Raw genomic sequence first — 26,132 nt, forward strand, 5'->3', positions numbered from 1 at the left:
TTGCTATACACACTCTTATTCGCAGTCGTTGACACTGCCCACAAGCTTAAGTGAGCCTCATCACGTACTCGTGGTATGGCCGCTCACGGCCGGTCCGCACTGCGGGACCTGTTCGACGAGTCGCCCACGCCGCACATCGCCCATCCCCCGCGGACCCATCATCGTGACTTCTACGTCGCTACCGATGGGTCTTTCCGGGATTCGGGCGGTGGGCTGGGCGCCGTCATCGAAACGCGCGACGGCACCCGTGTCGCACGCATCGCGACCGCGGATACGCCGCCGGACAACAACGTCGCCGAGTATCGGGCGCTTCATCTCGGCCTCGACGTGTTGGCCGCACGCGCACCTCGAGACGCTCGCGTCGGCGTCCTCGTCGATCATGACACCCTCGCAAGCAACGTCAACAACGCCATCCTCGCGACAAACCACCCAGACCGGAAAGCACCGCGACCGCTTTCGGTCCCGCGAGAAACCCGCTATCACTGGCGCGGTATCGAAGCCCGCCTGAACGGGTTCGGCGAAGTCAGAGCAGCGCGTATCGACAGCGACCAAAACCCCGCTCACCCCCTCGCAAACACACCGGATCGGTATCGCCACGTCAACCACGAACCCGACCGCTGTGTCCTGCCCGACCCCCTCGAGTCGACCACGCAGGCCACCGAGTTCCCACCGCCGTCTCGAGCCGATCGAAACGGATCCACTGGCGGTGGGCGCGCCTCAGACTGACTTCAGAGACCGCGGTCGAACCGCCACCGTTATTCTCCCCCCACAGCAACTCATCGCCGATGAGTCTTCGCGTCGCCGTCGCCGCCCCGTTCATCCAGAACGGGACGACACGCCTCGAGGAAGGTGAGTTCGTGGTTGCGCTCTCGCTCGATCGCGACTGGTTCTCGCCCGATCAGGCCAAACGCCTGATCGACGTTGCAACCCAGGACGGCCTCCTCGAGCACGACGGAAACGACCTTCTCGTGACGTTCGAGACGAGCGAGGTGACGATCCCCGACGAGTTCGTCCCCAACGACGACATTCTCGCCGAGCGCTCGGCGTTCGAGCGCGTCCTCGATCAACTCGTTGCTGCTGGCGCGGAAAAACACGAGGCTGTCGGCGCGATCAACACGCTTCAGCACGAACTCGGTATTACGATCGAAGCCGCTGCTGTCGTCTACGCTCGCCGCGAAGGACTCGAGGTCGACGATATTGCGCCCGTTGCTCGAGCGACGATTACAGAGACGGGAGCCGAAGAGCGTTAGTCGCCGCCCGCCCGACCATCCGTATGGTCGAAGAGCGCATCACCGACGGGACGCGCATCGCGCAATTGCTTTCGTCCGAACTTGACGGCCGCGAGGACGGTGGTCTCGAGTCAATTGCAGTCACGAACGCCGACCGGGATGTCGAACCGACGGCAGACGGCGCACGCGCGTATGATGTTGAATATGTAGACAGCGACGGCGACTCCAACAGCGCTGACGAGACAGCCAACAGTACCCGCCTCGCGCGAGTCTACGTCCACGAGGATCGTGCTCGTCTTGAGTTCGAGGCGGGACAGGACATCGCAGCGACGTCTGCCGAGGAACTCGATCTTCGCGTCCGCCCGAAAGCGAGCCAGCCGCCGCGAACGCTAGTCTTTCTCGAGTACGGCGCGGCGGCCAAACGGGGAACGGACGTGGTCCAAGCGGTCTGTCAATCGCTGGCGACGGATTGATACAGCCCGTGACTAATGGAGGCATATGACAGGCGCGTACTCGTTTCTCGAGGACCTCGGACTCGAGGACGATCAGCTATCGTTTGCCGAGAGCCGGCGCGCGGACCACGCCGCAGACTGGGGGGCCGAACAGCGCGGCCGAGAGGTCCTCCCGGACGTAGTTGTCTGGCCCGAGAGCACCGACGACGTAGCTGCTGTTCTTTCGGCGGCGACTGACCATGACGTGCCGGTGACGCCCTACGCGGCGGGCACTGGCCTCGAGGGCAACGCGGTCCCGGCCCACGGCGGCATCAGTCTGGATCTGACCCGGATGGATGACATCGTTGACTACCGGCCGGACGATTTCCAGATTGACGTGGGGCCGGGCCTCATCGGTAGCGCGGTCGACGACCACGTCGCCCGCGATGGACTCTTCTTCCCGCCGTTGCCTTCCTCCGGCGACATCTCGACAGTTGGCGGAATGATCGCCACCGACGCGAGCGGCATGCAGACCGTCCGCTACGGCGAAGTGTCTGACTGGGTGCTCGGCCTTGAGGCCGTCCTCGCCGACGGCACCGTCGTCCAGACGGGGTCGCGGGCGATCAAATCCTCGAGTGGCTACAACCTGACAGATCTCCTGGTTGGTAGCGAGGGAACGCTCGCGGTCGTCACCGAGGCGACGCTCGAACTCGCGGGTCGCCCCCAGCAGATCCACGGCGGGCGCGCCATTTTCGAGACGCTTGAGGATGCGACCGAAGCGATCTTCGACGCTGTTCGGACGGAAATCGCCGTCGCCCGAATCGAACTGCTCGACGAACTCAGCGTGCGGATGACCAACGACTATCTCGATACCGGCTTACCCGATGCGCCGATGGTCTTTCTCGAGTTTCACGCAAACCACGGGATCGAAGAAGAAATTGACCTCTGTCGGGCGATCTTCGAAGAGCACGACGTCCTCGAGTTCGAGGTCAGCGCCAGCGACAGCGAGATGGACGATCTCTGGGAGGCTCGCCGAGAAATCGCCTTCGCGGTCAAACACTACGATGACGACCTCGAGATGCTCCATCCCGGCGACGTGACGGTTCCGATCAGCGCCTATCCCGAGATGGTCACGGAAGCCAAGCGAATTTCAGCGGAGTACGACCTGCTGACCACCTGCTACGGCCACGCCGGTGACGGTAATCTCCACCACAACGTGATGGTCGATTTCGACGACCCCGAAATGGTCGAACGCGGCGAGGAGGTCTACCAGCAAACCGTCGAGAAAGCCATCGAACTCGGCGGCACCGTCACCGGCGAACACGGCATCGGCGAGGGCAAACAGCAGTTTCTGGAGGCCGAACACGGCGCAGGCGCAGTCGAAATGATGCGCCGGATCAAACGCGCGCTCGACCCGACGGATACGCTCAATCCAGGGAAGATTTTTCCGGAGACAGTTGATGGGAAGCGAGTGCAGGAGACATCAGTGCTCGAGTCTACCGAGTTCGCCGACGCTACCAACGCCTCCGGATCCGCCGACGCCACTGACTCCGATGAGTGAGATGCGACCCGGGTATTATACCCTCGTTTGATGTCACTCGCGTATGGCGCTCGCGAGGGGACAGACCGGCGTCCGCGCGGTGACTCGAGCGTACGGCTCGCAGATTCATCCAGTGTTTATGACGCCGCCGCTTGCCGCATCGCTGTTCGGGGCGGTTCTCGCCGGGCACGTTTCGCTCACACTCGCTGCGATTCACGTGGCAGCGATGTTCGCGGCGGTGTATACGGCCCACGTCAAAGACGGCTACGTCGATTTTCACATTCGTGGTGAGGACGACGACCATCCGTTGACAGCGCGCGGGTGTCGGATAGGACTCGCGGCGTCGACGGCGGCGTTCGCGCTGTGTTGTGTCCTGCTGTTCGTCTTCGTCAACTGGATCGCGGTCGCGCTGACGCTTCCGACGTGGCTGATCGCCTATCATCATGCGCCCCAACTGGATACCAACCCACTCACAACGACGACGGGCTACCCACTCGGTATTTCGCTCTCGCTTCTGGGTGGCTTCTACGTGCAAGCGGGCACGATTACGGCCGTTCCGTTCGCCTTTGCGCTCGTCTTTCTCGTCTTGCTCTCGGGAATCAAGGTGATTGATGACGCCCAGGATTATGAGTACGACCGCTCGATCCAGAAGCGAACCGTCGCCGTTGTGGTCGGCCAGCGCCGTGCTCGAGATGTGGCCTACGGGCTCATGGCCGTTGCACTCTCACTCGTCGTGGCTCTCGCTGCTATCCAGCTCTTTCCGCCGACAGCAATACTCGCTGCACTCGCGTTCGCCGCAGTCGCGCTCATCGCTCGCCGGGCCCCTCCAACGCTTGCGACGATGTTACTCATCCGGGGCTCGTACGTCTTTCTCGCCGTCCTCGTCGCTGCCGTCTGGTTCGAGCCACTGGTGTGGCTAACAGCGTCGTGACTCACGGGTTGTAGAGTGCCCCGGGCCACGATGGTCGGGGCGGGGATGGTTATGAAGAAGCTCGCAACGCAACGAAACACGTATTCAGGGATAACCGTCACGCCAAAATGAATTGGTAGGTCCCAGTCGACAGGTTCGCCAGCCGCCGGTTTCGGTCCCATGAAACGCCCTAGTCGTCGGTGTTGCCGTCGAATTCGACCCACGCCCCCGCGTCGTCGCCGTACACGCCGTCGCTCTCGTTACCAGCGTTGAACAGACTCTCGAGGACGCCACTCGAGAGCGATGCCTCGGGCGCAAACTCCTCGGACGTGAGATACGACTCGAGGCTGTGGCGGAACTGCCGAACTGCGGGATCATCGTGGGAAAGATCCAGCGTACAGATGGCGAGTTTGCCGTCACCAACTGCAGTCTCGGCGTAAACGCCGAGTTTGTGATTGCGGTAGATCGTATCGATAATTTGAATAGCAGGCTCGAACTCGGCGGGCGCGTCGTTGAGGATCATCGGGCGCGAGTGTCGCAACAGCGACCACCACTGCCAGTCGGCGTAGCCCTCAGTCGGGAATGCGTCGAATAACGGGTGGTCGGAGTCGGTCGTCAGCCCCAGCGTCCCGGGTTTGCCGTTTTGCTTGAACACCTCGTAGTTCCAGAAGTCAGGCTGGAATGCGCCCTCGAGCGAGTATCGAAGCGCGCTCGGTTCGGGCAGCAGCAGGACTGTCTCGCCAGCATCCAGTCGTTCCTGCGCATCCTCGTTGAACCGGCGAACAACGGTGATCTCTGCGGCGTCGTCGACTGACTCTGTGGTCTCGGGATAGACCCAGAGCGGATACGACGTCGTCTGCTCGACGGCGGAACCGTCCGCCTCGTCAGTTCCCGACACTGTAAGCGTCACCTCGAGCTCAGCGGGCGCGTCGACGTCGGAAAGCGCCTCGTTGATCGTTCCAACTGTCGTAAGCGCACCTTGCCCGAGTGTCTCGCACTCGATGATTCCAGTCGCGATATCGGTTCCGTCAGGTGCAGTGATCGACCACACCGCTGTCGCGTCCGTCACCGCGCCGGGACCGTAGTTCGCGAACGTTGCCTCGGCGACGAACGTATCCGCGGTCGTGAACGTGTACTGGTCGAACGAGAGCAACGGGACACGGGCCGCACAGAACTGTCGCCACTCGTGGGCCTCGAGTAGTCCCTTCGACTCACAAAACGAATCGAGAACGCCGACCATCGCGGTTCCCTGCCCCGGAAAGTCCTGCAGGCCGAGCAGCTGGAAGCCGCCAAAGCCCTCCGTGCGGAGCGCGGCTTCGATATCCTCGCGATAACACGAGATCGCGAGTTGCCCGGAGGCCTCCTGAAACGCCGTGTCGCGACCGGCCATGAACCGATCCGCGAGCGAGCGCTCGAATCGCTCGAGGTTGCGCGCTCGGAGCACCCCGCGGTACTTGCGCGTCTCGTCGTAGTCGGGATGGATCTGGTACTGGCCAATTTCGTGGCCGATAACGGGGATATCGTAGGCCTCGAGTTCGGCTTCGTAGTCGACGGTTGTCGATGGCGGTGTGTCGTTGATGTGGCCGGTGCCCCGGATTGGCGTTCGAGCGACGGTTTCGGGGTCGGCGTCGGGGTCTTCAGGAACGTTTGCGGTGATAAAGAAGTCATCAGCCTCGCCAGGTCGTGGCGCGGTCAGGAAGTTGTTCGCACCGTATGCGTACAGCCGGCGGTCGTCGAATTCCCGACACTGCTGGACGAGTTCGTTCAGGCGCTCTTCGTCGCCCTTGTTCTCGTTGCCGAGGGTGAACGCGACGAACGAGGGGTGATTGCCGTAGGTCTCGAGGATGCGCGTGGCTTCTCGCTTGTAGTAGTCGTAGTCGCCGTCGTCGACGAGAGAAGTGCCAAAGTCCCACTGGGAACACTCCGGCTGGAGGTAGATGCCGACCTGATCGGCGGCCTCAAAGGCGGCTGTCGGCGGACACCAACTGTGGAAGCGATAGTGGTTGATGCCGTAGGATTTCGCCGTTTCCATGTGCTCGACCCACTCGGCGGTCGTCGTCGGCGGGTAGCCAGTTTTGGGAAAGACACAGCAGTCGGTTCGCCCGCGCAAGATGATTGTGCGGCCGTTGACCGCAAACTGCGTCCCGCCAACTTCGAACGCACAGAGACCGACCGTCGTCTCGTATTCGTCAACACCGCTGTCTGTGTCCGTCTCGAATGCGAGCGAGATGGAGAGATTGTACGACGCCGGCGAGAACTCGTCCCAGGTGAGTGCATCCGGGCCGAGGTCGTAGGTACACTCGAGCGTTGTTTGCCCATCCGTCCATTCCGCGGCGTTGACGGAGATAGCCCGCTCGAGTGGCTCAGGCATGTGCACCTCATCGTCAGTCACGCTCCGGGCGGTCGCGGTCAGCGTTCCCTCGAGTGGGCGTGCGGATAGTGCATCGAGCGTCACCGCCAAATCGACCGTGTTGTCGGCGAGGTTCGGCGTCGTTCTGACACGCTCGATGCGGACCTGCGGGCTGGCATCCAGACGGATCTCGCCGACGATACCGTTCCAGTTGGTCTGTGTGTGCTCAGTCGCTGCATGTGAGCGCTCGACGCCGGTACGAGCCATCGACTCATCGGCGTTGTCGACACGAATCGCAAGGTCGTGTTCGCCGCGCTCGAGATCCGTCGGGAACTCGTAGACGTGTGGCGTGCTCAGACACACTCGCGAGCCGAGTCGTTCCCCGTCGAGCCAGACCTCGGTTGGCCGGGTACGCTCGAGTGTCAGCGTCACTCGCTTTCCCGCCCACTCGTCAGGAATCGTTACGGTGCGGCGATACCAGGCAGGTCCCTCGTAGCGATGCGTGCGCTCGAGATGGTCTCGAGAGCGCTCGTTGACGGGGTCGCCGTAGCCGTACTCGTCGGTCGTTCCGGGCAGATAGATCGTCCCGTCAACCTCGTCGGACGGGTTCTCGCGGTAGCCCTCGTCGTCCGGATCGAGTCGGAGTGTCCACGGCCCCGACAGCGAAATCGTGTCCATAGCTACCCCACCGACTGCTGGCACATAATTCGGTCGTGGTTGTGTGTAGCCTTGTCCGAGACGTTCAATGCACAACGGCACGAGTATCGAGTGAGACTGTTTCCACCAACAGCGACCACAGCATATGACACCGTCATCTTCACCTAATCGACTGCCGGCCGAGACCCGCCTCGGGCGGTGCGCGCTCACCGTTTCCGACCTCACAGAACAGATCTCCTTCTATCGCGATGTCGTCGGACTCGTCGTCTTCGAGCGCTCCCCGACGACTGCCGTCCTCGGTGCGGGTGAGACGTCGTTGCTCATCCTCGAGCGCGACGAGGACGCACCGGCCCGATCCGAGACGGGCGCGGGGCTCTATCACAACGCGTTTCGCGTGCCGTCGCGGCCCGCACTCGGCGCTGCCCTCGAGCGGATTCGGAGCCGCTGGCGACTCGATGGCGCAGCCGACCACCTGGTGAGCGAGGCGCTGTACCTCACCGATCCCGAGGGAAACGGTGTGGAGATCTATCGAGACTTTCCGCGCGAAGACTGGCCGCGGACCGATTCGGGTCGCGTCCAGATGGGGACCGATCCGCTCGATCGCTCACAGCTCGCGGCCGACAGTACGGGCGCTGAAACCGCCCCGCCAGCGACTGATCTTGGCCACATTCACCTCGAGGTTACGTCGTTGTCAGCGTTCGAGGCGTTCTACGTCGACACGCTCGGATTCGAGGCGCAAATGACGACCTCCAACGTGGCGTTCGTCTCAGCGGGCGGCTACCACCACCATCTCGGAGCGAACATCTGGAATCGTCGAACAACGGCGCAGGCGGGACGCGGGATAGCGTGGTTCGAACTCTGTGTCCCCGACGAACAGGCGCTCGAGGCGATCACACAACGACTCGAGGACAGCGACACTACGTATACACGCGAGAGCGGAATTGTCGTCACCGACCCTGACGGAATCTCTGTCCGACTCCAAGTCGACTAAGGTCAGTGTCGACTGTCACGCGTCACCGGCTACCGCGTCCGCAGTTCGAAGTGACCACCGTGTGCGTGAACTACGGGTTCGCCGTTCGATTGCTGTGTATTGACGCGTAGTGGCTCCTATCGAACACCTCGAGCGACTCACGAAACTCGAAAATAGGGGTGTGGAGCGATTACTCCGAAAGGAGTTCGCTGACGTACTGTTCTTCCCAGTCACGGCGGGCTTCGATTTCACGCTGTCCACGACGGGTGAGCGTATAGAAGTTCGTCCGGCGGTCTTCTTGGCCCTTCTCGACGAGGCCCTTGTCGACGATTGTATCGAGGTTAGGGTACAGTCGCCCGTGGTGGATCTCCTTTTCGTAGTAGTCCTCAAGTTCGTCTTTGATCGCGAGCCCGTGTGGTTCGTCCTGTCCAGCGATCGTGTACAGCAGGTCGCGTTGGAATCCCGTGAGATCGTACATATCTACCTTGGTACAAGTAAGGAAAGTAGATAATAGTTCCGGAAGCAGTCTGAATCTCCGCCACTGGCTCGAGTACTTCTCTCCCCCTTCTGACTACATGTTGAATCGACATTTAGAACTACTGTTGTATTTGTACCATGTTCATCGGACACTCGAGTCATATTCGGGATATTGGTTCTCTGAGTCCTATCCGAACCATTTGCCTCGGCTCGCTTGTTCGTAAATATATCGTGGAGAATGATTTATAACACACAAGTGTGGAAGAAATGGCGTTCCAGTGTGTCAGATTAGTTATCACATTGCGGCAGAAGGGTTGGACTGTAATATTAGCGTTTCGCGTGTTGGGGTCAATGTCGCTCATCACCGTCAGTGATATGTTCTGGATTTTGATATCCGTGATCGGACTCTTGGGTGGCTGGTCTAATCACATCGTTCTGGGTTGTCGACTTCCTTCGTTTCTCGATATCTCCGGTGATTCTCACTGCCAGTTCCAGTCGTCTCTGGATACAACACATATATGATATGTACTTCGAGCTTACGCTTCTACTGTTCGCTTCGAGCACAATATCAGATTTGGTATACTCGACGCTTATTCTCTCAATTATCGTGATAGGAGGACCACAACCGCCTCATGCATGTAATTATAACTGCACTCAATCTATAGGCCGTCACTCAGTCACAGACGTACTATTGTACGCATCAAACAGCAGTTTTACGGCCTATCTGTTGAAGTAGGTCGTTGCCAATTGGGTGTAATCACTTCCAGTCACTATTTCTAACTCTCTACAATACAGTGTCTGTGTACAATAGTTTATATTTTGATCTATGGCCAGTCAATCCAGACCCGCATCGGACACGAGTCGCGATTATCCCATGCGTAGTATGGGATTGCAGTCACGGGTTCCGTCCTGGTCTTGGTTTCGTCCGCCTGGCGATACAGTTTCCCGTCCCATCCCTCGAGCGAGGGAACCGTCGCATCGGCCTCGAGAATGGTCACACCCTCGAGAAGGTCTGAGCGGTGTGTTGGCGTAAATTCGGTCGTCGAATCAATCCGGTACTGGTGGACCGGTCGGTCGTTGTCGACGGTCTCGAGACAGTAGACGAGCGGGCCACGCGTAATCGCGAGGCGGCCAGCAGTTGCGGCGACGGCTGGATGGCCCGCTACGAGCGTCGTCGAGTGGTCGAACGTGGCGGAGATCCGGTCGTCGTCCCACGTTCGCTCGAGCGTTACGTAGCCCTCGTCTGCGGTCGACACGGTCTCGCCGTTGACTGTGACCGAAACGTCGTCGCACCACTCCGGAATCCGAAGATGGAGGGTCGCAGTCGTCTGGTTGGGGGCGGTGACCTCGAGTGTCACGTCGCCCTCCCAGGGAAGGGCTGTCTCCTGAGTAAGCGTGAGGTTGCCCTTCTCGAGTGGGACCGATGCTGTTCCGCCGATGTACTGATTGACGTAACAATCGCGACCGTCAACAGTGTACAGATACCGTCCGAGCGAGGCGAACAGGCGAGCGACGTTCGGGGGACAGCACGCACAGTGGAACCAGCCAGAACGGCTGTGACTGCCGTCGCTTGCGAGGCGGTTGTCGTAGAAGAATTCGGTCCCGTCGAGCGAGACTCCGGCGAGGACGCCGTTGTACAGCGTCCGTTCGATCAGGTCGGCGTACTTCGGATCACCGGTTAGCTCGAGCATGCGCTGGTTCCAGAAGATGCTCCCGATCGCCGCACAGGTCTCGGCGTACGCCATCTCGTTCGGCAGGTCGTAGTCCTCGGTAAAGCGTTCGCCCTCGTGAGCCGAGCCGATGCCGCCCGTGATGTACAGCCGCTTCGTCGTCATGTTCTCCCAGAGGCGCTCGAGGTGTGCGAGCAGGTCCTCGTCGCCCGTTTCAGCGGCGACATCCGCGACGCCCGCAAAGAAGTACATCGCGCGAACGGCGTGCCCTTCGACGGCCTCCTGCTCTTCGAGTGGGGCGTGTGCCTGGGCGTAGGTACCGTCATACTCGCCGTCCTCCCAGAAGACACCGCGTGCGCCCTCTATCATATCATCACCATCAGGGTCATACCCCGCAAGGCCCTCGGGATTATCTAACTCCCACTCGAGGCGGTCGTCGTGGCCTCGAATCTCGATAAAGTACTCGGCGAGATCAACGTACCGCGCCTCACCCGTCACACGCGCGAGTTTCACGAGCGCGAGTTCGATTTCTTGATGCCCGGGCGCGCCGTCGATTTCGTCGGGAAACACGTCGTCGATGTGATCTGCAAACGCCGTGGCAACGTCGAGTAACGACGTTTTCCCGGTCGCACGGTGGTGGGCAACGGCGGCCTCGATGAGGTGACCCGCACAGTACAGTTCGTGGAGCGTATTGAGATTCGTCCAGCGCTTGTCGGGCTCCTCGAGCGTGAAGTAGGTGTTGAGATAGCCATCGTCGTCCTGTGCGGCAGCGACGAGGTTGATGACGTCGTCAACACGGCCTATGAGTTCGGGATCTGGCTCGTCGGCCGTCGCGAGCACGTAACTGGCCGCCTCGAGCCATTTGTACGCATCCGAGTCGGCGAACCACATGCCCTCAAAGTCGCCCGTCTCGCCGGCGGCGGCACGACGGAAGTTCTCGAGACAGCCACTCGATTCGAGCTGGTCGTACTGGTACTCGATTGTAACGTCGCGATTCGTCTCGAGTCGGGGGCTCCAGAACTCGTCGTCGATCGTTACCGCAGTGGGTTCGACTGGCTTCATATGGCGCATGGGAATCGAATGCGTCTGTGTCACACAGCCGTATAGCGATACCGATCTCGAGCCCGATCGCGGTCTGCGGACCGTGAAAACTGTGTCTTAGGCGTAGTTGTGCTCGAGTTCAATTACGTTTGCCGCACCGAGGACGGCCTGCAGCAGTTCGTCATCGAACGTGGTGGTGTCGTCGTTCCAGTACACCGGGCAGGCGATGCCGACGGCGGCGATGGAGCGGCCGTGAGCGTCGACGATTGGGACCGCAAGCGAGCGCAGTCCGTTTCGCCACTCCTCTTGGCCAACCGCGTATCGACGGTTTCGAACCTGCTCGAGTTCGGCGTGAAGCTCCGTCTGGTCGGTGATCGTGTGCTCGGTTGTGGCCGGCAGCCCGTGCTGGTCGATGATGGCAGTGACTTCTTCCGAGGGTCGAAAAGCGAGAATAGCTTTCCCAAGCGCCGTGCTGTGAAGTGGAACTGGCTGGCCTTCGTGAACATCGATATCGATGCCGTTCTCGCCGCGAGATTGGTAGAGGTAGGTGCCATGTCCGTCCGTTTCGATACAGAGATTGACCAGATGCCCGGTTTCGTCCGCGAGTTCATCGACCTGGGGCTGTGCGGAGTCGTAGATCGGCGTCCGATTGCGTGCGTGTGCGCCGAGTCCAAAGAACGACAGGCCGAGGTGGTACTCGTCGCCGACTTTGTCGACGTACTCCTCTCTGGTCAGGGTCGTCAGGTAGTTGTAGACCGCGCTCTGACCGATATCGACTCGCTTAGCGATCTCTGCAACGCTCGCGCCGTTGAGTTCCTGTATGACTTCGAGTATTGTAAACGTCCGACGCACTGATCGGACGGATGACTCTGACTTCGCCATGAGTGGCACTTACAGACGAGCCCTCATATAGATTGTTCCGAGAGTCCGAATCTCTTGTGTGTCCACGCTACGCCTGTGTCACTCGAGGCGCGGCTAACTCGCCTCTTTGCTCCGCTCGAGAAGGCGATACACCAGCGCCGTCAGGACGGGGTGGGGGCCGACCGCCGTCTGGACGCGAAACGCACACGCGATCAGGCGGCCGTCGCCGACCGACCGCTCGAGCAGCGGGCTGGCCCAGTCGGCGAGCCAGCCGCGGACGCTCCCGACGTGGATGGTATCTGTCTCAGGCTCGAGGCCGGTGACGAGTTCGTACGGATAGCCGTCTTCGAACTCCCAGCCAAGCGCGCGGTCCGAGCAAAGCCCCGAAAGAAGCGGCGAGTCCTGATAAAAGAGCGTCGCCGTGTTCATCCAGCTATCAGTACGGGCCATCGATCGAGTCTCGAATACGTCGTTCGCCTGCAGGTCGCCGTGTTGATCCGGTACCTGGATCGCCGTTCCACCCGCAGAGACGAACTCGAGGATGTCGTCGGTGACGGTGGTGACGAACGCGACATCCACAGCAGCGGAGAACTGGTGTGTGACCTCGAGACCGGTTCCCGCGAGCTGTGAGCCGAGTGGCCCCGTGGCGAAGACGGTCAGGTCTTGGGGCGGCGATATTGACGACGGCACGACCGTCAGGGATTTCGTTCGGGTGTGACCGGTTTCGAGGCCGCGGACAGTCACTGATTCCGTGCCGACTGTCTCCGCATCTGGCATCGAGAGCGCAATCGGCTCGCTGTCGACGATTGAGTGTGGCGGTGCCGTCAGTTCCTGTCGGCCAGTTTCCCCACGCCACTCCCACTCGAGCGTTTCCTGCACCGGTTCGTTGGTGTCGTTGACCAACGTCACCTCGAGATGACGGTCGTCGTCCGTCCAGGCTGTGTGGGCGTCGAGGCTGGCGACGAGCGTGACAGGCTCGTTTAACGGGGCAACCGTCTCGATTGCTGCCTTTTCGTTCCGGCAGTAGTCGTAGAGGCCGCTAAACTCCCATTCAGTGTCGGCCAACTGCGAGAGCACGTAGCCGTCGATCTCCTCGTTTGTTCGCAACTCGCCGACGACATGCGCGAGCGATCGAGCGGCCCGAGTTTGCCAGACGTCTGCGAGATCCTCAATCGAGTCGAACACGTCTGCAAGATCGGCCGCGTCAAATCGCTCTCGGACGCCACTTGGCCGTTTCATCGGCTCCTCGAGGAACTCATGTGAGAACCACGCTGGCTCTCTGCCGTAGTGCTCGACGAGGACAGAGAGCGAGGGAAACGCCCAGGTGCCGACATCTGACACCACAACCGGCGCAGTCGCGTCGTCGAAGCGCCGGGTTGCGTAGTTGTCAGCCCGGTGAACGAGTGCATGCTCGAGATTGCGCGTCCACTCGGTCGCGCGGTCGGGGCTGATACAGTGGCGATGATAGTCGTTGATGTCTGTTTTGACGTGCGCCCAGCCGGAGGTATCGCAGACGAGTCGCGTTGGATCGTCCTCCCGCAGAGTGTCGACGAGCGACGAGAGGTACGTCTGTTTCGTTTCGTCCGTCCAGAGGGCCTCTTCGGCGCTGTGCTGGCCGATCCCCCACGCCTCGTTGTAGAGACTCCACGCGATGACGCTTGGGTGGTTATAATCGCGTTTGATAAGCGCTCGCAGTTCAGCCTGGAGTTCCTCTTTCGATCGATCGGTGTAGCGCGACGGACTCGGCAGTTCCTCCCAGACGAGCAGCCCCTCCCGGTCGGCGACCTCGAGAAAGTCGGGATGGGCCGGCTTGCAGTGCGTTCGAACGAGATTACAGCCAAGCGCCGAAATTCGCTCGAGTTCGTCCGCGAACGTGTCGTCGGTCGGCGGCCGGTACAGCGTCTTTGGATAGTAGCCCTGATCGAGGACGCCCCGCAAGCGGATCGCCTCGCCGTTGAGCACGAAGCCGTCTGCGGTACGCTCGGTCGTTCGCAGGCCGAACGTCTCCTCGTACCGGTCGAGTTCAGTACCGTTGGCCTCGAGTGTGACCTCGAGGTCGTATAACGCGGGTGAGTCGGGCGACCAGTACGCCGGATCATCAAACGAAAGCGTGAGCGTCTCATCGACAGGACCAATCTCGAGGCACTCGAGCAGCCCGTCTCGAGACGCCCGAACGGTTGCCTGCAGGTCGTCTTGGTCGTAGCCGTTCGAATCTACCTCGAGGTCGACGAGTGCACTATCTGTCTCGAGATCCGGCGTGACGGCGATGTTGGCGATGTGGGTTTCTGGACGGAAAGCCAGCGATACCGACTGCCAGATGCCACTAACACGGGTGTACCACGGCTCGCCCTGTCTGCCGTGTGGAATCTCCGAAAGGTCCTGTGGATCGTGGACGGCGACAGTGAGCGTGTTTTCGCCGGAGTCGACTGCATCGGTGATCTCACACTCGAAGGGGAGATAGCCACCGCGGTTCTCACCGACCAGTTCGCCGTTGACCCAGACGGAGGTCCAGTAATCGACTGCGCCGAACTCGACGAACGCCCGACGCGACTCGAGTGCACTCCGCTCGAGTTCGAACGTTCGATTGTACCACGCAGTTCCGGTGTAGCTCCGGAGACCGTCGTCTTCCTGCCAGACGTGAGGGACGTCGACTGGATCTGCCTCGGTGAGCCACATCGCGAGTTCCGTTTGCCAGCCTTCAGTCATGCCGATGCCGTCGGGGTCGACTTCGAACATCCACTCGCCATTCAGCGAGCGCGTCCGACGGAAACCGGTGCTGTCGTCCATGACTGGGAGTTTGCCCGCTCGTGGTTAAATCTTCATTATACGCGCGTTTTGCACCTCCCCTCCTCAAGGCGAATCGGCCATCATCGAACCGGTACACTCGTTTCTTACTGAGAAACGCCGAGTTTAGTCGACTGTTGATTACATATGTACATGCGTAATCTATGTCAGCTAGTGCCACAGATGTACGCCGCCAAACACCGAGTATGACACCGATTTCCGGCCTATTTCTTCAAACGAAACAGGCTCGAGCATCGGCAGTGGAACACGTTTCCAGTTCTCGTCACGGCTGGATGTCACCCCTCGAGTGTTGTCCACCTCGTCTCGACGCATCTGTCAATTCGGGTTTCATAGTATTTTATGCCGCACCCGAGCAAGAGTGAGCCATGCGAGGACTTGCCAAAACAGACCGAACGGACGGGGCGATGGAACTACTCGAGGTCGATAAGCCAGCACCGGGACCGGACGAAGCGCTCATCGAAGTCTCTCATGCAGGACTGTGTGGCAGCGACGCAGGCATCTACAAGTTCAAATCCGCGTTCGAGCGCATGGAGTTGCCGACGATCATCGGCCACGAGTACGCCGGAACCGTCGTCGAAACCGGAGACAATGTCAGCGAGTACGCCGTTGGCGACCGCATCGTCGAACGCCCGATTCGCGGCTGTGGCGAGTGTTACCAGTGTAAAATCGGCGAGGAAAACGTCTGCCAGAACGCCGTTATCACCGGCGTCGACCACCACGGCGCGTACACCCAGTACGTCACAGTTCCCGAGCGCGCACTCCATCCCGTTCCCGACGACGTCTCCCTGCGTAACGCCGCCGTCGTCGAACCCACCAGTATCGCCGCTCGAGCGGTTATCGAAAACTCCCGCGTAGGCGCGGGCGACCGCGTGCTCGTGGCTGGACCTGGCCCGATAGGACAATTAACGGCACAGATTGCGCGCGAACAGGGCGGCGAAGTCGTCGTCGCCGGTGTTGGTCAGGATACCGACTACCGCCTCCCGCTCGCCGAAGAGTTCGGCTTCGACACCATCAACGTCGAAACGGATGACCTCAAGTCCATTCGTGACGAACGAACGGACGGCATCGGCTACGACGTTGTCTTCGATACGACGGGCCACCCCTCGGGGCTGACGATGGCCGTCGATGAGGTCCGCAAAGGCGGCCAGATCGTTCTCGTTGGCCAGACTGGCGAGACGACGATGGCGTACTCACCGCTCGTGCGCGCCGAAATCGACCTGCAGTGTTCCTACGCCTCGATGTACGAAGACTTCGAACGCTCGCTGCGACTGATCGGCTCGGGAGCCGTCGACTGTGATACCTTTATCGACGAGCGCTACTCGCTGCTGTCGGCTGATGACGCGTTCACCGCCTTCCTCGGCGGTGAGACCTGCAAACCCGTCTTCGACGTCAGCGAACTTCACGCATAACGCCGTCATAGTTATCGCTTTTTTGCGCGCTCGAGGTGGAGGTGGCACAATCCAGAAAGTGGCTCCGCTCACGAACAACACAGCGTGGGACACATCGGAGCCAGCATAAGCCATGTGTCCCGAACCGCACCGCAAGGAACTGCTGTCTGGGAGTGAATCCCGCTTATGCGACCTCGAGCGTCGCGACCGTTGCCGGCGGCAGATCGACGCTGATGGTATTTCCATCGATGTCGACGTCGGTCGGTTCCGGCTCGAACTCGTCGGCGTTGTCGGGTCCGACCTCCGCGTTCGGCTCGTGGTCGCCAAAGAGGAGCGTCGCCTCGACCGAGTCGGGCGTCGCGCCCTCGACACGCACGTCGACCGTCTGTGCCTCGCGGCAGTCGAGGTTGGTCAGCGAGATAAACGTCTCGTCGCCGTCAGTCGAGGCCGAGCCCTGCACAAGTGGCAGATCACGCTCGTCCTCGAGTTCGCGCGACGGTGCCGAAATCGTCGTCTGGACGGCGTCGTTGTCCTGGTGTGGCGCATAGGAATCGAAGACGTGGTAGGTCGGGCGTGCCCACGCCTCGTCGGCGTCGGTTTCGACGAGACACTGCAGAACGTTGACCGTCTGGGCGATGTTCGTCATCGTCACCACGTCGCTGTGGTGGTTGAAGATATCGAGTGCGGCTGCGGCCGAGAGCGCATCGAGGACAGTCCCGGGCTGCTCGAGGCCGTTGCCGGCCGTCGCTTCGACGTGCCAGGCCCCCCACTCGTCGACGATGACGCCGATATCGCGCGTCGTCGCGACGGCATCGATGGCTCCCGCAATGGTCTCGATGTGGTCGCTCATCTCGAGAGCGTCCGCGAGGAACGTATCGTAATCATCTTCGTCGGCTTCGGAGACGCTCATCGTCCGGCCGTAGTAGTGATGGAAGGTGAGGTGATCGAGCGGGAAGTCAACGCCCCACGGCGATTCGTTCACCTGCTCGAGGAAGCGCCGATTCCACTCGTGTTGTTCGAATCCGCAGGCGATGAGTTCGAGGTCATCCTCGAGCATGAGGTTGTCCGTGGTGCCGACGTAGGTCGCAAAGCGTCGGTACTCGTTGGCGTACTGTTCGGGCGTCATCTGGCCGCCACAGCCCCAGTTCTCGTTGCCGATACCCCAGTATTTCACGCCATAGGGTTCCTCGCGTCCGTTTTCACGCCGCCGGTTGGCGAGTTCGGTATCGCCGTCGTAGTTACAGTACTCGACCCAGTCTGCGGCTTCCTGTGGATCGCCCGACCCGACGTTGGTCGCAAGATAGGGTTCGGTATCGATTTGCTCACAGAACTCGAGGAACTCGTCGGTGCCGAAGGCGTTCGATTCTTCGGGTAGTTCCTCGGGGCCTTGGGCCCAAAAGAGGTTGCGACGGCGCGGGCGGTCCTCGCGGGGCCCGATACCGTCTTCCCAGTGATAGTCGTCGGCGAAACAGCCGCCGGGCCAGCGAAGCACCGGCAGTTCGATGTCGTTGAGCAGTTGGAACACGTCCTCGCGGTAGCCGACCTCCTCGTCGCTGTCGCGTCGCCAGATCCCATCGTAGATACATCGTCCGAGATGTTCGGAGAAGTGGCCGTGTACCGCTGGATCAACGTGTCCGATAACTGCCTCTGTATGAACCGTTAGCTCTGCATCAGCCATGTACGACCCACTATTTCGCGACGGGTGTAATAAATATCATGGTTTATTTAAGTTGAAAGTGGCGGGGAGTGAACTGCCGATTTACCCAATTGAGTCTCTCGAGGCAGTGTTCGATACCCAGTTTCGCAGTCTCGAGTCGATATGACGAAGTATGACTGTCTGTCGTGATCAAACCAGTAGCGTCAATACCTTCTCACGAGATGCCACACTATGCGCTACAAAAACCCTGTGCTGCCGGGCTTTCATCCCGACCCCACGATCTGTCGAGCAGACGGCTCGTTCTTCCTCGCTACCAGTTCCTTCGAGTACGTCCCTGGCGTCCCGCTCTATCGGAGCGACAACCTCGCCGACTGGGAGCCAATTGGCCACGCACTTACCCGTGACTCACAATTTGCGGCCCACCACGCCGACGCCTTGACAGGTATCTACGCGCCGACGCTTCGCCACCACGACGGCACGTTTTACCTCGTCACGACGAACGTCAGCGGCGGCGGTCACTTTTTCGTCACGGCTGAGGACCCAGCAGGTGAGTGGTCGGAGCCGACGTGGATCGACGCGCCGGGTATTGACCCCGACCTCTTCTTCGAGGACGGCACCTGCTACTTTACCTACCACTCCGACGATCCCGACGCCCCGATCCAGCAGGCCGAACTCGACCTCGAGACGGGAGACCTCGGCGAGTCCAGTACGATCTGGACCGGGTTTCGAGACCCCTACGTCGAAGCGCCGCACATCTACGAACGCGATGGCACCTACTACCTGATGGTCGCTGAGGGTGGCACGCACGCCGGCCACATGGTCGTCATGGCGCGCGCTGACGATCCGACGGGACCCTACGAGGGCTGTCCCGACAACCCGATTCTCACCCATTGGGGGCAACCGCGCGATGCGATTCGAGCCGTCGGCCACGCTGACCTCGTCCAGGACCACAATGGGGCGTGGTGGCTCGTCTGTCTCGGAATCCGCCAGCGCGGTCCGTGGCCGAGGTACCACCACCTTGGCCGTGAGACGTTCCTCGCGCCCGTCTCCTGGGAGAACGGCTGGCCGGTCGTCAACGACGGGGAACCGATTCAGGCTGCGATGGACGCCCCGCTTCCCGGCGACCGCAAAACGGACGAGACGAGCATCGACCGCACCGACACCACGTTCGCGGACGGACTGGGCCTCGAGTGGCAGTTCCGCCGCAACCCAGATCGCGAGCGCTACGAGACGGGATCGGACGGCCTCCGGCTTCGCGGCGGACCGGAATCGCTCGCGGAACCCGGTGCGACCTTCGTCGGTCGCCGACAGACGGCGTTCGACTGTCGTCTCGAGGCCGCGCTGTCGTTCGATCCGGGCGCTGGCGAGGAGGCGGGGATTGCGGTGGTTGCTGACGAACGCCACCACTACCAGGTGGGCGTAACCCGACGCGAGGGGCGTCGGGAGGCCATCGTGCGCCTCCGTATCGGCGATGCGACGGAGATCGTCGGACGCACGCCGGTCGGGGAGACAGTCGATCTCAGCGTGGTAGCCGACGCCGAGAGCTACCGCTTCCTCGTCGACGGGACGGAACTCGGCTCGGGGTCGACTCGCTATCTCTCGACGGAGGTCGCAGACGGGTTCACCGGTGTTGTTGTCGGCCCCTACGCAACCGGTCATGGGACGACCTGCGAGACGGACGCCGTCATCGAGCGAGTCGTTTATAGTACCGACTGAAACCGTTTTCACACCCATCGCACAATTGTCACGCGATGGGGTGTGTACTGCCGTTCAGTAGAGAGTCCCCGAATCGATGTGAGCTGACTACTGCTCGGTCGCGTTGACGGCGCTCGGATCCAACGCGAGCGACCGGCAGACCCGTACGAATAAGAGTATTCAACCCAACCCGTAGCATATGAGACACGCGCGATCACACCGGACGACTGCTTTCCGCCCCTGTTCGGGCACTGCGGTGGGTCCGCTCGAGTCGATGGCGGCTGGATCGATTTGGGGAGTCAAACGACCGGGAGGAATCCCCTCGAGTCGACTGACCACGCCATGACTGACGCCCACAACCCCGACGATCACACTGGCTCGGTCCTCTATGAGCCGCCTGAGTGGGCACCCGTTCCCGGCGCGATGTACCCGCGAGCGACGCGCCTCGAGCACGGTGAGGGTGACGATCCGGCACTGTTAGCGACGTTCGAGTGTTACGAGACGGTCGGCAAGACGGGGACCGACGAGCCATACTTTCCGATCTATCGAAGCACCGACGACGGCCGGTCGTGGTCGCACTACGCAGATCTTCGTGACACCGAGCATGGGTGGGGACTTCGCTACCAGCCGACGCTGTTCGAACTGCCACAACAGGTTGGGCCCTGGGAGGCCGGAACGGTGCTGGCCGCCGGGAACGCAATTCCGAGCGACCGTTCGGAGACGAGTATCGATCTGTACGCGAGCGACGATGGCGGCCGGAACTGGTCGTTCGTGAGCACGATCGTCTCGGGTGGGAAAGCCGTACCGAGCCGCGGCGAGTCGCCGGTCTGGGTTCCCGAACTCACGGTCGACGCCGACGGCAATCTCGTCTGTTACTTCTCCGACGAACGTCACTCTGAAGACGGCTACGACCGACTCATCGGCCACCGCGTCTCGAGTGACGGGGGCAACACCTGGGAGCCACAGGTGTTCGACGTCGCGATTGCTGACAACGAGTCCCGGCCTGGCATGCCCTCAGTTACGCCGCTTCCGAACGGGCGCTACCTCATGACGTACTATATCGACGGCCCGCAGTACGGCGGCAGCGTATTCACTCGTACCTCGCCGAACGGGCGCGAGTGGGGCGACCCAGCCGACGTTGGCGCCCCGGTTCAGACAACAGACGAGTTGCAGTTGATCGATGGCCCGTACGGGACGTGGGTCCCCGCAGGTGACGACAACGGCACGATACTGGTCGCCGGCAAGACGTTTCGCGACAAACACCGTAACCCCGCTCCCGACAGCGGGACGGTCTTGCTCGCAACGACCGACATGAGCGCAGTCGGTCCATGGACACCGGTATCTGCCCCCCTCTGGTTCGACGACGAACTCGAGACAGGGCATCGATCCGTCGCCTGGACGACGACACTGTTGCCCGCTGCTGACGGAACGGAACTGCTGCAGTTTACGTCGACGTATGCCGGCCACGGCAAGACCGAGATCAGGTACGGCCGCGAGTCGCTGTCAACAATGGTCGAATACGACCGCGACTCGAGCGAGCGCTCGGCCAGCACCTCATCGACAGAACGCAGCCAGAGCGCCCATCGGCGGACGCGTGAGAACACCCAGTTTATCAGCCGGCCAACTGACAGCACGCCACCTGCAGAACCCCATCACGTTAAATCGATTGTCAAGGCGTTCGACCTCCTCGAGACGATCGAACGAACTGGCCCGGTCGGCGTCACCGAACTTGCCCGTCAGACGGGCGTGGCAAAGAGTTCGGTCTACAAGTATCTCGATACGCTGCGTCACCTGGGCTACGTGACGAAAAGTGACGGCGAGTACGCGACATCACTGCGATTGTTCCGGTTCGGCCAGCAGATCCTCTCTCGACACGAGGTTCGCGACATTGCCAAACCGGAACTGCAGGCACTCTCTGAGCGAATCGGCGAGACTGTCTCGCTAATCGTCGAAGAAGACGGTGATGCGGTGTATCTGTACTGTACTGATCCGGTCGACGGGTTGACGACGATCGAAGCGGGCAGTCGCCTCCCGATTCATGTCTCGACGGGCGGCAAAGCACTGCTTGCACACCGCTCGCGCGAAGAGGTCGACTCCCTCCTCGAGAATGCGGTTCGGACCGTTGACCGGCAGAACTTTTATGCCGATCTCGAGACGGCACGAGACAATCGTGTCCTCATCGATCGGGATACGAGCACGCAACTCGAGTACAGCGCCGGTTTGCTCGAGAAACAGGAGTATACAATCAGTCAGCAGCGTGCGGACGACCGGATTCATCGCATTGCGGTCCCGATTCGGGATGGAGAAGACCGCGGCGTCGCCGCACTCGAGGTGATCGGCTCGAATTTCGAACTGGACTCGACGCGACTGCAGGCGGATCTCGTCCCACTGCTTGTGGCTGCCGCAAAAGAGATCGAACTCGAATTGCTCGAGCGCGAGCGCGGCCAGTTCGGGTAACCGCTCACGATTGTTTCGTCTCTTCTCGGGAGATATCGTGATCGACCATGTACATTTATTACGGACGGGCATCGAATTGTGTGGTATGTCACGCCAAAACGGTAGTGATATCTTATCAAAAGATAGACGTAACGGAAAGGGAACGCCATACGCCGTCTCGAGACGGCAAGTGCTGTCGGCGGCCGGCGGTACGGGCGCGATGCTCGTCGCTGGGTGTGCTGGGGGCGGTGACGATGAGAACGGTGGCGCCGCCGACGAGCGGCCGTCGTTCGACCCGGACGAAGACGAGCGCGTCGACACCGCGTTGATCCAACCGACGACGGATAATCCGACGAATTGGCAGTACAACATCTACAATCCGTCACAGGAGTTCGGTCACGAGATGAACAACGACCAGTTCGTCTGGTACCACATGGAGCGCGACGAGTTCACGTGGCGTCTCATCGATATCGCCGAGTACGAAGACGACCATGCGCTCGTCGACCTCGCTGACGACCGCTACTGGCACTCGGATGGCGAGAACGTTGACGCCGAGGATCTTCGAACAAAACTGATTCTCGAGGACATCATGAGCGGCGACCTCGGTGCCGTCTTCGAGGACGTTTCGATTTCGGGCGATCACCAGGTCGAGATGGATCTCGCGGGGACGATCAATCCGGAGGTGTTCGATACGAGCTGGACCAACATGTGGTTGGACACCAGAGCCGACCAGTACGACCAGTTCGTCGAACGCTGGGAAGACGGCGAATCGATCGACGATATCCGTCCCGACCTCGAGAACTACGAACTCGACGAGATCGAGGGTCACGGCCCGTTCGAAGCGGTCAACGTCACGGACAACCTCTTCGAGATGGAACTCGTCGAGGACCACCCCGACGCAGACCAGATCAACTTCACCCGCTGGGAAATCCACCGCGTCGGCTCCGATACTGGTGAGGTGTTGATGGGCAACGAAGTCGATACGATCCGTAACTTCACCGCTGAGGATGCCGTCCTCGACAACCGGCCGGACGACCTCACCGTTGGTCACCTTCCGGCGATGTGGGGGATGGCGCTGCCGTTCAACCTCGACCACGAACACGTCGGCAACGTTCGCGTCCGCCAGGCGCTGGCGGAGTTCATTGACCGCGAGGGTGTTGCCTCCAGTTACGGGCCATACGGAGAAGCCGTTGAGGCTCCGAGCGGTCTCGTCGGGAACATCGACGGCGAGAATAACCCGAGTGACGCCTGGACGGACTGGATCACGGATGAGGGTGCCGATGCCCTCCACCGGTACGATGACGTCGAGCGCGGCCGGGACCTGCTTCGCGAGGAAGGCTACTCGAGAGACGACGAACAGTGGTACACGCCAGATGACGAGGAGTTCGAACTGACGATTACGATGCCAGCGGATACGACCGACTGGCACCCAGTGTACCAGACCGTCGAGGGACAGCTCAGACAGGAAGGGATCAACGCCGACGTGGAGGCGGTCGACGACACCGTCTACTGGTCGGATTACTACCTCGATGGCGACTACGACCTCGCATCGACGGGGTGGACGCTACAGAACTCCTACCCGTACTTCACGTTCCGGATGTACTACATCATCGACGCCCAGTACCTCAATCTCGACACTGACGACGTGGTTGCACCACCGATAGGCGAGCCCGACGGCGACCTCGAGTCGGTTGACGTTGTTGGGTTGCTCGAGGAGTTACAGACGACACAGGACGAAGCCGAGTCCGTCGAGTTGATCGAGGAAATTGCGTGGGTGACGAATCAGTACCTGCCGATGTTGCCCCTGACCGAAATCAACGACACGGTCTGGTTCTGGGAGGACGAGTGGTGGGTTCCGGACCCGGTTGAAGAGTCAGAAACGTACCAGTCGAAGTGGCCACTGTGGCAGTTCCCACGAACGGGCAACCTGCGGGCACGATAACGGAGGACGATTGATGTCTCGTTACCTCCTGAAACGGCTCTCGATGGCGGCGTTTACCCTGTATGCCGTCATGACGATCACGTTCGTGATGATCCAGTCCATTCCGGGCGGCCCGGAAGACTACATTCGCGCTCAACTGATGCAAAGTCGCGGCGACGGCTCCATTAGCATGGCACAGGTCAGCCAACTCGCCGAGCGCTCGATGAACATCAATCCGACCGATCCGATGCACGTCCAGTACGTCGAGTACATGTCCCACATGCTGCGGGGCGACCTCGGCGAGTCGTTGCACTTCGCTGCACCCGTCGACGAGATCATCGTCCAGGCGATGCCCTGGACGCTGTTCTTGCTCTCGATTGCGACGCTGTTGACGTTCTCAGCAGGCATCGTGCTTGGCGCAATCATGGCGTATCTCGAGGGATCGCGCTTCGACGTCGGGACGACGGTCGTTTCGATGTTTCTCAACTCGATTCCGTACTACATCTTTGCGCTGTTGGCGATTGCGGTGCTGGCGTACGATTGGGGGCTGTTCCCAGCCTCGGGGCACCATCCAACCGGTGCCGATCCAGCGCTTTCGCTGTCGTACTTCCTCGCCGTGATCCATCACGCGTCGCTCCCGATCCTCTCGCTGGTCATTACGGGACTGGGCGGCGTTGCGCTGACGATGCGTGGCAACGCGATCCAGGTGATCGGCGAGGATTACATCCGCGTCGCAAACCTGCGTGGCGTTCCCGGCCGACAAATCGCAACGCGGTACGTCGGACGGAACGCCTTGCTCCCGATGTACACCTCGCTGATGATCTCGATTGGATTCATGTTCGGTGGCGCGGTCGTCTTAGAGGAGATCTTCGCCTACGAAGGCATCGGCTGGTACCTGTTAGAGGCGGTCAACGCCCGCGATTACCCGCTGATGATGGGCGCGTTCCTCATCATCACACTCGCAGTGATCGTCTTCATCCTGATCGCCGACCTCACATACAGCAAGATCGATCCACGGGTTGAACAGGAAGATTCCCGGGAGGCGTACTAACATGGCCGAACGAACCTCTACCTTCCAGACGGACGCCGAACCGGACCGCGACGACCGAATCACCCGCTCGAGGCGTGAACTCTACCGGGAGCGCCTCGACCTCTTCGTGTTGACGCCGCTGCGCGTGATCTGGAGCGACTGGCGCACCCGCGTCGGCTCCCTGATCATCCTCGTGTGGGTGTTCCTCGGCACCGTGGGCTACTGGCTCGTTTCGGAGCCGTTCCCCGGCGACGGGCCGCGGATGGAACCCGCGTTCCAGAGTCTCGAGTTCCCGCTGGGGACGACGATCCGCGGCGAGAGTGTCTTTGCACTCGTCGTGCAGGCGACGCCTGCGATGTTGGTCATGATCACCGCCGGAGCGGTGTTCTCGGTGGCGATTGCAACGCTCGTCGGCACAGTTTCAGGGTATAAAGGCGGCCGAGTCGACCGCGCGCTGACCGTCGTGACGGACATCGCGATGACGATTCCCGGCTTGCCGCTGATCATCCTGTTGGCCGCGTTGATCGAGCCGACACACCCCGTCACCGTCGGGATCGTGCTCACGATCAACGCCTGGGCGGGCCTCGCTCGAGCGATCCGCTCGCAGGTGTTGACGCTGCGGGATCACTCCTACGTCGAGGCGTCACGGATCATGGGCGTTCCGACGCGGCGGATCGTCGTCGACGACATCCTGCCGAACATCATGCCCTACGTGCTGGTCAACTTCGTCCAGTCGGCTCGTGGCGTCATCTTCGGATCGGTCGCGCTCTACTATCTGGGCGTGTTGCCGTTCTCGAACGAGAACTGGGGCGTGATGCTCAACGACGCCTACGACAGTTTCGGCGTCTTTACCTCGTGGGAAACGGCCCACTGGATTCTCGCGCCGATGTTCGCCGTGGTCACGCTGTCGTTCGGTCTGATCCTCTTCGCACAGGGGACCGAACGGCTGTTCAACCCCCGAATCAGGGCGCGCCACGCCGAAACTATCGACGAAGACAACATGGAGGGCCACCGATGAGCGCCCCTCACTCCACCCACACCACGATGTACCGACGGACTGATCG

At 61.0% G+C, this 26,132-nt stretch carries 18 protein-coding genes; 12 read left to right on the plus strand and 6 right to left on the minus strand.

Going from position 1 to position 26,132, the window contains the following annotated elements; all coding sequences use genetic code 11:
• Positions 1–75: 75 nt before the first annotated feature.
• Genes G6M89_RS08900 through G6M89_RS08920 form a run of 5 tightly spaced genes read left to right on the plus strand, consistent with a single transcriptional unit; the run spans position 76 to position 4,131 of the window.
• Complete coding sequence (locus G6M89_RS08900) at positions 76–726, plus strand: reverse transcriptase-like protein (protein WP_165161451.1); 651 nt, start codon at positions 76–78, stop codon at positions 724–726.
• A 59-nt stretch (positions 727–785) separates the two neighbouring features.
• On the plus strand, positions 786–1,250 hold the full coding sequence (locus G6M89_RS08905) for a DUF2240 family protein (RefSeq protein WP_165161452.1): 465 nt from the start codon (positions 786–788) through the stop codon (positions 1,248–1,250).
• Between the two features lie 23 nt (positions 1,251–1,273).
• On the plus strand, positions 1,274–1,702 hold the full coding sequence (locus G6M89_RS08910) for a hypothetical protein (RefSeq protein ID WP_165161453.1): 429 nt from the start codon (positions 1,274–1,276) through the stop codon (positions 1,700–1,702).
• A 25-nt stretch (positions 1,703–1,727) separates the two neighbouring features.
• Entirely contained in the window at positions 1,728–3,221 is a 1,494-nt protein-coding gene (locus tag G6M89_RS08915; protein ID WP_165161454.1) for an FAD-binding oxidoreductase, read from the plus strand.
• A 43-nt stretch (positions 3,222–3,264) separates the two neighbouring features.
• Positions 3,265–4,131: a UbiA family prenyltransferase gene (locus G6M89_RS08920; protein WP_165161455.1), complete on the plus strand. Its 867-nt coding sequence runs from the start codon at positions 3,265–3,267 to the stop codon at positions 4,129–4,131.
• A 169-nt stretch (positions 4,132–4,300) separates the two neighbouring features.
• On the opposite strand, the gene G6M89_RS08925 is transcribed toward G6M89_RS08920, so the two are convergent.
• On the minus strand, positions 4,301–7,138 hold the full coding sequence (locus G6M89_RS08925; protein WP_165161456.1) for a sugar-binding domain-containing protein: 2,838 nt from the start codon (positions 7,136–7,138) through the stop codon (positions 4,301–4,303).
• 124 nt (positions 7,139–7,262) lie between these two features.
• On the opposite strand from G6M89_RS08925, the gene G6M89_RS08930 reads away from it, so the two are divergent.
• Positions 7,263–8,108, plus strand: a complete 846-nt coding sequence (locus G6M89_RS08930) for a VOC family protein (RefSeq protein ID WP_165161457.1) — start codon at positions 7,263–7,265, stop codon at positions 8,106–8,108.
• A gap of 169 nt (positions 8,109–8,277) precedes the next feature.
• On the opposite strand, the gene G6M89_RS08935 is transcribed toward G6M89_RS08930, so the two are convergent.
• The 4 genes from G6M89_RS08935 to G6M89_RS08950 form a co-directional block, all read right to left on the minus strand.
• Positions 8,278–8,565: a PadR family transcriptional regulator gene (locus tag G6M89_RS08935; RefSeq protein WP_054861831.1), complete on the minus strand. Its 288-nt coding sequence runs from the start codon at positions 8,563–8,565 to the stop codon at positions 8,278–8,280.
• 823 nt (positions 8,566–9,388) lie between these two features.
• On the minus strand, positions 9,389–11,305 hold the full coding sequence (locus G6M89_RS08940; RefSeq protein ID WP_206335509.1) for a glycoside hydrolase family 127 protein: 1,917 nt from the start codon (positions 11,303–11,305) through the stop codon (positions 9,389–9,391).
• 87 nt (positions 11,306–11,392) lie between these two features.
• Positions 11,393–12,157 carry an IclR family transcriptional regulator gene (locus G6M89_RS08945; protein WP_165161458.1) on the minus strand — a complete coding sequence of 255 codons (765 nt, stop codon included), beginning with the start codon at positions 12,155–12,157 and terminating at the stop codon, positions 11,393–11,395.
• 93 nt (positions 12,158–12,250) lie between these two features.
• Positions 12,251–14,923, minus strand: coding sequence for a glycoside hydrolase family 2 protein (locus G6M89_RS08950; protein WP_165161459.1), 2,673 nt, complete (start codon positions 14,921–14,923; stop codon positions 12,251–12,253).
• A gap of 383 nt (positions 14,924–15,306) precedes the next feature.
• Between G6M89_RS08950 and G6M89_RS08955 the strand changes: the two genes are divergently transcribed.
• Positions 15,307–16,350: a zinc-binding dehydrogenase gene (locus G6M89_RS08955; protein WP_165161460.1), complete on the plus strand. Its 1,044-nt coding sequence runs from the start codon at positions 15,307–15,309 to the stop codon at positions 16,348–16,350.
• A 163-nt stretch (positions 16,351–16,513) separates the two neighbouring features.
• Here G6M89_RS08955 and G6M89_RS08960 read toward each other — a convergent pair whose 3' ends face one another.
• A complete protein-coding gene (locus tag G6M89_RS08960) occupies positions 16,514–18,007 on the minus strand; it encodes an alpha-N-arabinofuranosidase (RefSeq protein WP_165161461.1) in 1,494 nt (497 codons plus the stop codon).
• A gap of 210 nt (positions 18,008–18,217) precedes the next feature.
• On the opposite strand from G6M89_RS08960, the gene G6M89_RS08965 reads away from it, so the two are divergent.
• The 5 genes from G6M89_RS08965 to G6M89_RS08985 all read left to right on the plus strand — a co-directional run bounded on the left by G6M89_RS08965 (position 18,218) and on the right by G6M89_RS08985 (position 26,086).
• Entirely contained in the window at positions 18,218–19,702 is a 1,485-nt protein-coding gene (locus G6M89_RS08965) for a glycoside hydrolase family 43 protein (RefSeq protein WP_165161462.1), read from the plus strand.
• A gap of 321 nt (positions 19,703–20,023) precedes the next feature.
• Complete coding sequence (locus G6M89_RS08970; RefSeq protein WP_165161463.1) at positions 20,024–22,138, plus strand: helix-turn-helix domain-containing protein; 2,115 nt, start codon at positions 20,024–20,026, stop codon at positions 22,136–22,138.
• A gap of 85 nt (positions 22,139–22,223) precedes the next feature.
• A complete protein-coding gene (locus G6M89_RS08975; protein ID WP_241175283.1) occupies positions 22,224–24,059 on the plus strand; it encodes an ABC transporter substrate-binding protein in 1,836 nt (611 codons plus the stop codon).
• A 13-nt stretch (positions 24,060–24,072) separates the two neighbouring features.
• Positions 24,073–25,089, plus strand: a complete 1,017-nt coding sequence (locus tag G6M89_RS08980; protein ID WP_165161464.1) for an ABC transporter permease — start codon at positions 24,073–24,075, stop codon at positions 25,087–25,089.
• Between the two features lies 1 nt (position 25,090).
• Complete coding sequence (locus tag G6M89_RS08985; protein ID WP_165161465.1) at positions 25,091–26,086, plus strand: ABC transporter permease; 996 nt, start codon at positions 25,091–25,093, stop codon at positions 26,084–26,086.
• Positions 26,087–26,132 lie beyond the last annotated feature (46 nt).

Source organism: Natronolimnobius sp. AArcel1, from assembly GCF_011043775.1.
Lineage (GTDB): Archaea > Halobacteriota > Halobacteria > Halobacteriales > Natrialbaceae > Natronolimnobius.

Coding starts and splice junctions, on each gene's coding strand:
- G6M89_RS08900 (WP_165161451.1), top strand. CDS start 76: ATGGCCGCTCACGGCCGGTCCGCACTGCGGGACCTGTTCGACGAGTCG.
- G6M89_RS08905 (WP_165161452.1), top strand. CDS start 786: ATGAGTCTTCGCGTCGCCGTCGCCGCCCCGTTCATCCAGAACGGGACG.
- G6M89_RS08910 (WP_165161453.1), top strand. CDS start 1,274: ATGGTCGAAGAGCGCATCACCGACGGGACGCGCATCGCGCAATTGCTT.
- G6M89_RS08915 (WP_165161454.1), top strand. CDS start 1,728: ATGACAGGCGCGTACTCGTTTCTCGAGGACCTCGGACTCGAGGACGAT.
- G6M89_RS08920 (WP_165161455.1), top strand. CDS start 3,265: ATGGCGCTCGCGAGGGGACAGACCGGCGTCCGCGCGGTGACTCGAGCG.
- G6M89_RS08925 (WP_165161456.1), bottom strand. CDS start 7,138: ATGGACACGATTTCGCTGTCGGGGCCGTGGACACTCCGACTCGATCCG.
- G6M89_RS08930 (WP_165161457.1), top strand. CDS start 7,263: ATGACACCGTCATCTTCACCTAATCGACTGCCGGCCGAGACCCGCCTC.
- G6M89_RS08935 (WP_054861831.1), bottom strand. CDS start 8,565: ATGTACGATCTCACGGGATTCCAACGCGACCTGCTGTACACGATCGCT.
- G6M89_RS08940 (WP_206335509.1), bottom strand. CDS start 11,305: ATGCGCCATATGAAGCCAGTCGAACCCACTGCGGTAACGATCGACGAC.
- G6M89_RS08945 (WP_165161458.1), bottom strand. CDS start 12,157: ATGGCGAAGTCAGAGTCATCCGTCCGATCAGTGCGTCGGACGTTTACA.
- G6M89_RS08950 (WP_165161459.1), bottom strand. CDS start 14,923: ATGGACGACAGCACCGGTTTCCGTCGGACGCGCTCGCTGAATGGCGAG.
- G6M89_RS08955 (WP_165161460.1), top strand. CDS start 15,307: ATGCGAGGACTTGCCAAAACAGACCGAACGGACGGGGCGATGGAACTA.
- G6M89_RS08960 (WP_165161461.1), bottom strand. CDS start 18,007: ATGGCTGATGCAGAGCTAACGGTTCATACAGAGGCAGTTATCGGACAC.
- G6M89_RS08965 (WP_165161462.1), top strand. CDS start 18,218: ATGCGCTACAAAAACCCTGTGCTGCCGGGCTTTCATCCCGACCCCACG.
- G6M89_RS08970 (WP_165161463.1), top strand. CDS start 20,024: ATGACTGACGCCCACAACCCCGACGATCACACTGGCTCGGTCCTCTAT.
- G6M89_RS08975 (WP_241175283.1), top strand. CDS start 22,224: ATGTCACGCCAAAACGGTAGTGATATCTTATCAAAAGATAGACGTAAC.
- G6M89_RS08980 (WP_165161464.1), top strand. CDS start 24,073: ATGTCTCGTTACCTCCTGAAACGGCTCTCGATGGCGGCGTTTACCCTG.
- G6M89_RS08985 (WP_165161465.1), top strand. CDS start 25,091: ATGGCCGAACGAACCTCTACCTTCCAGACGGACGCCGAACCGGACCGC.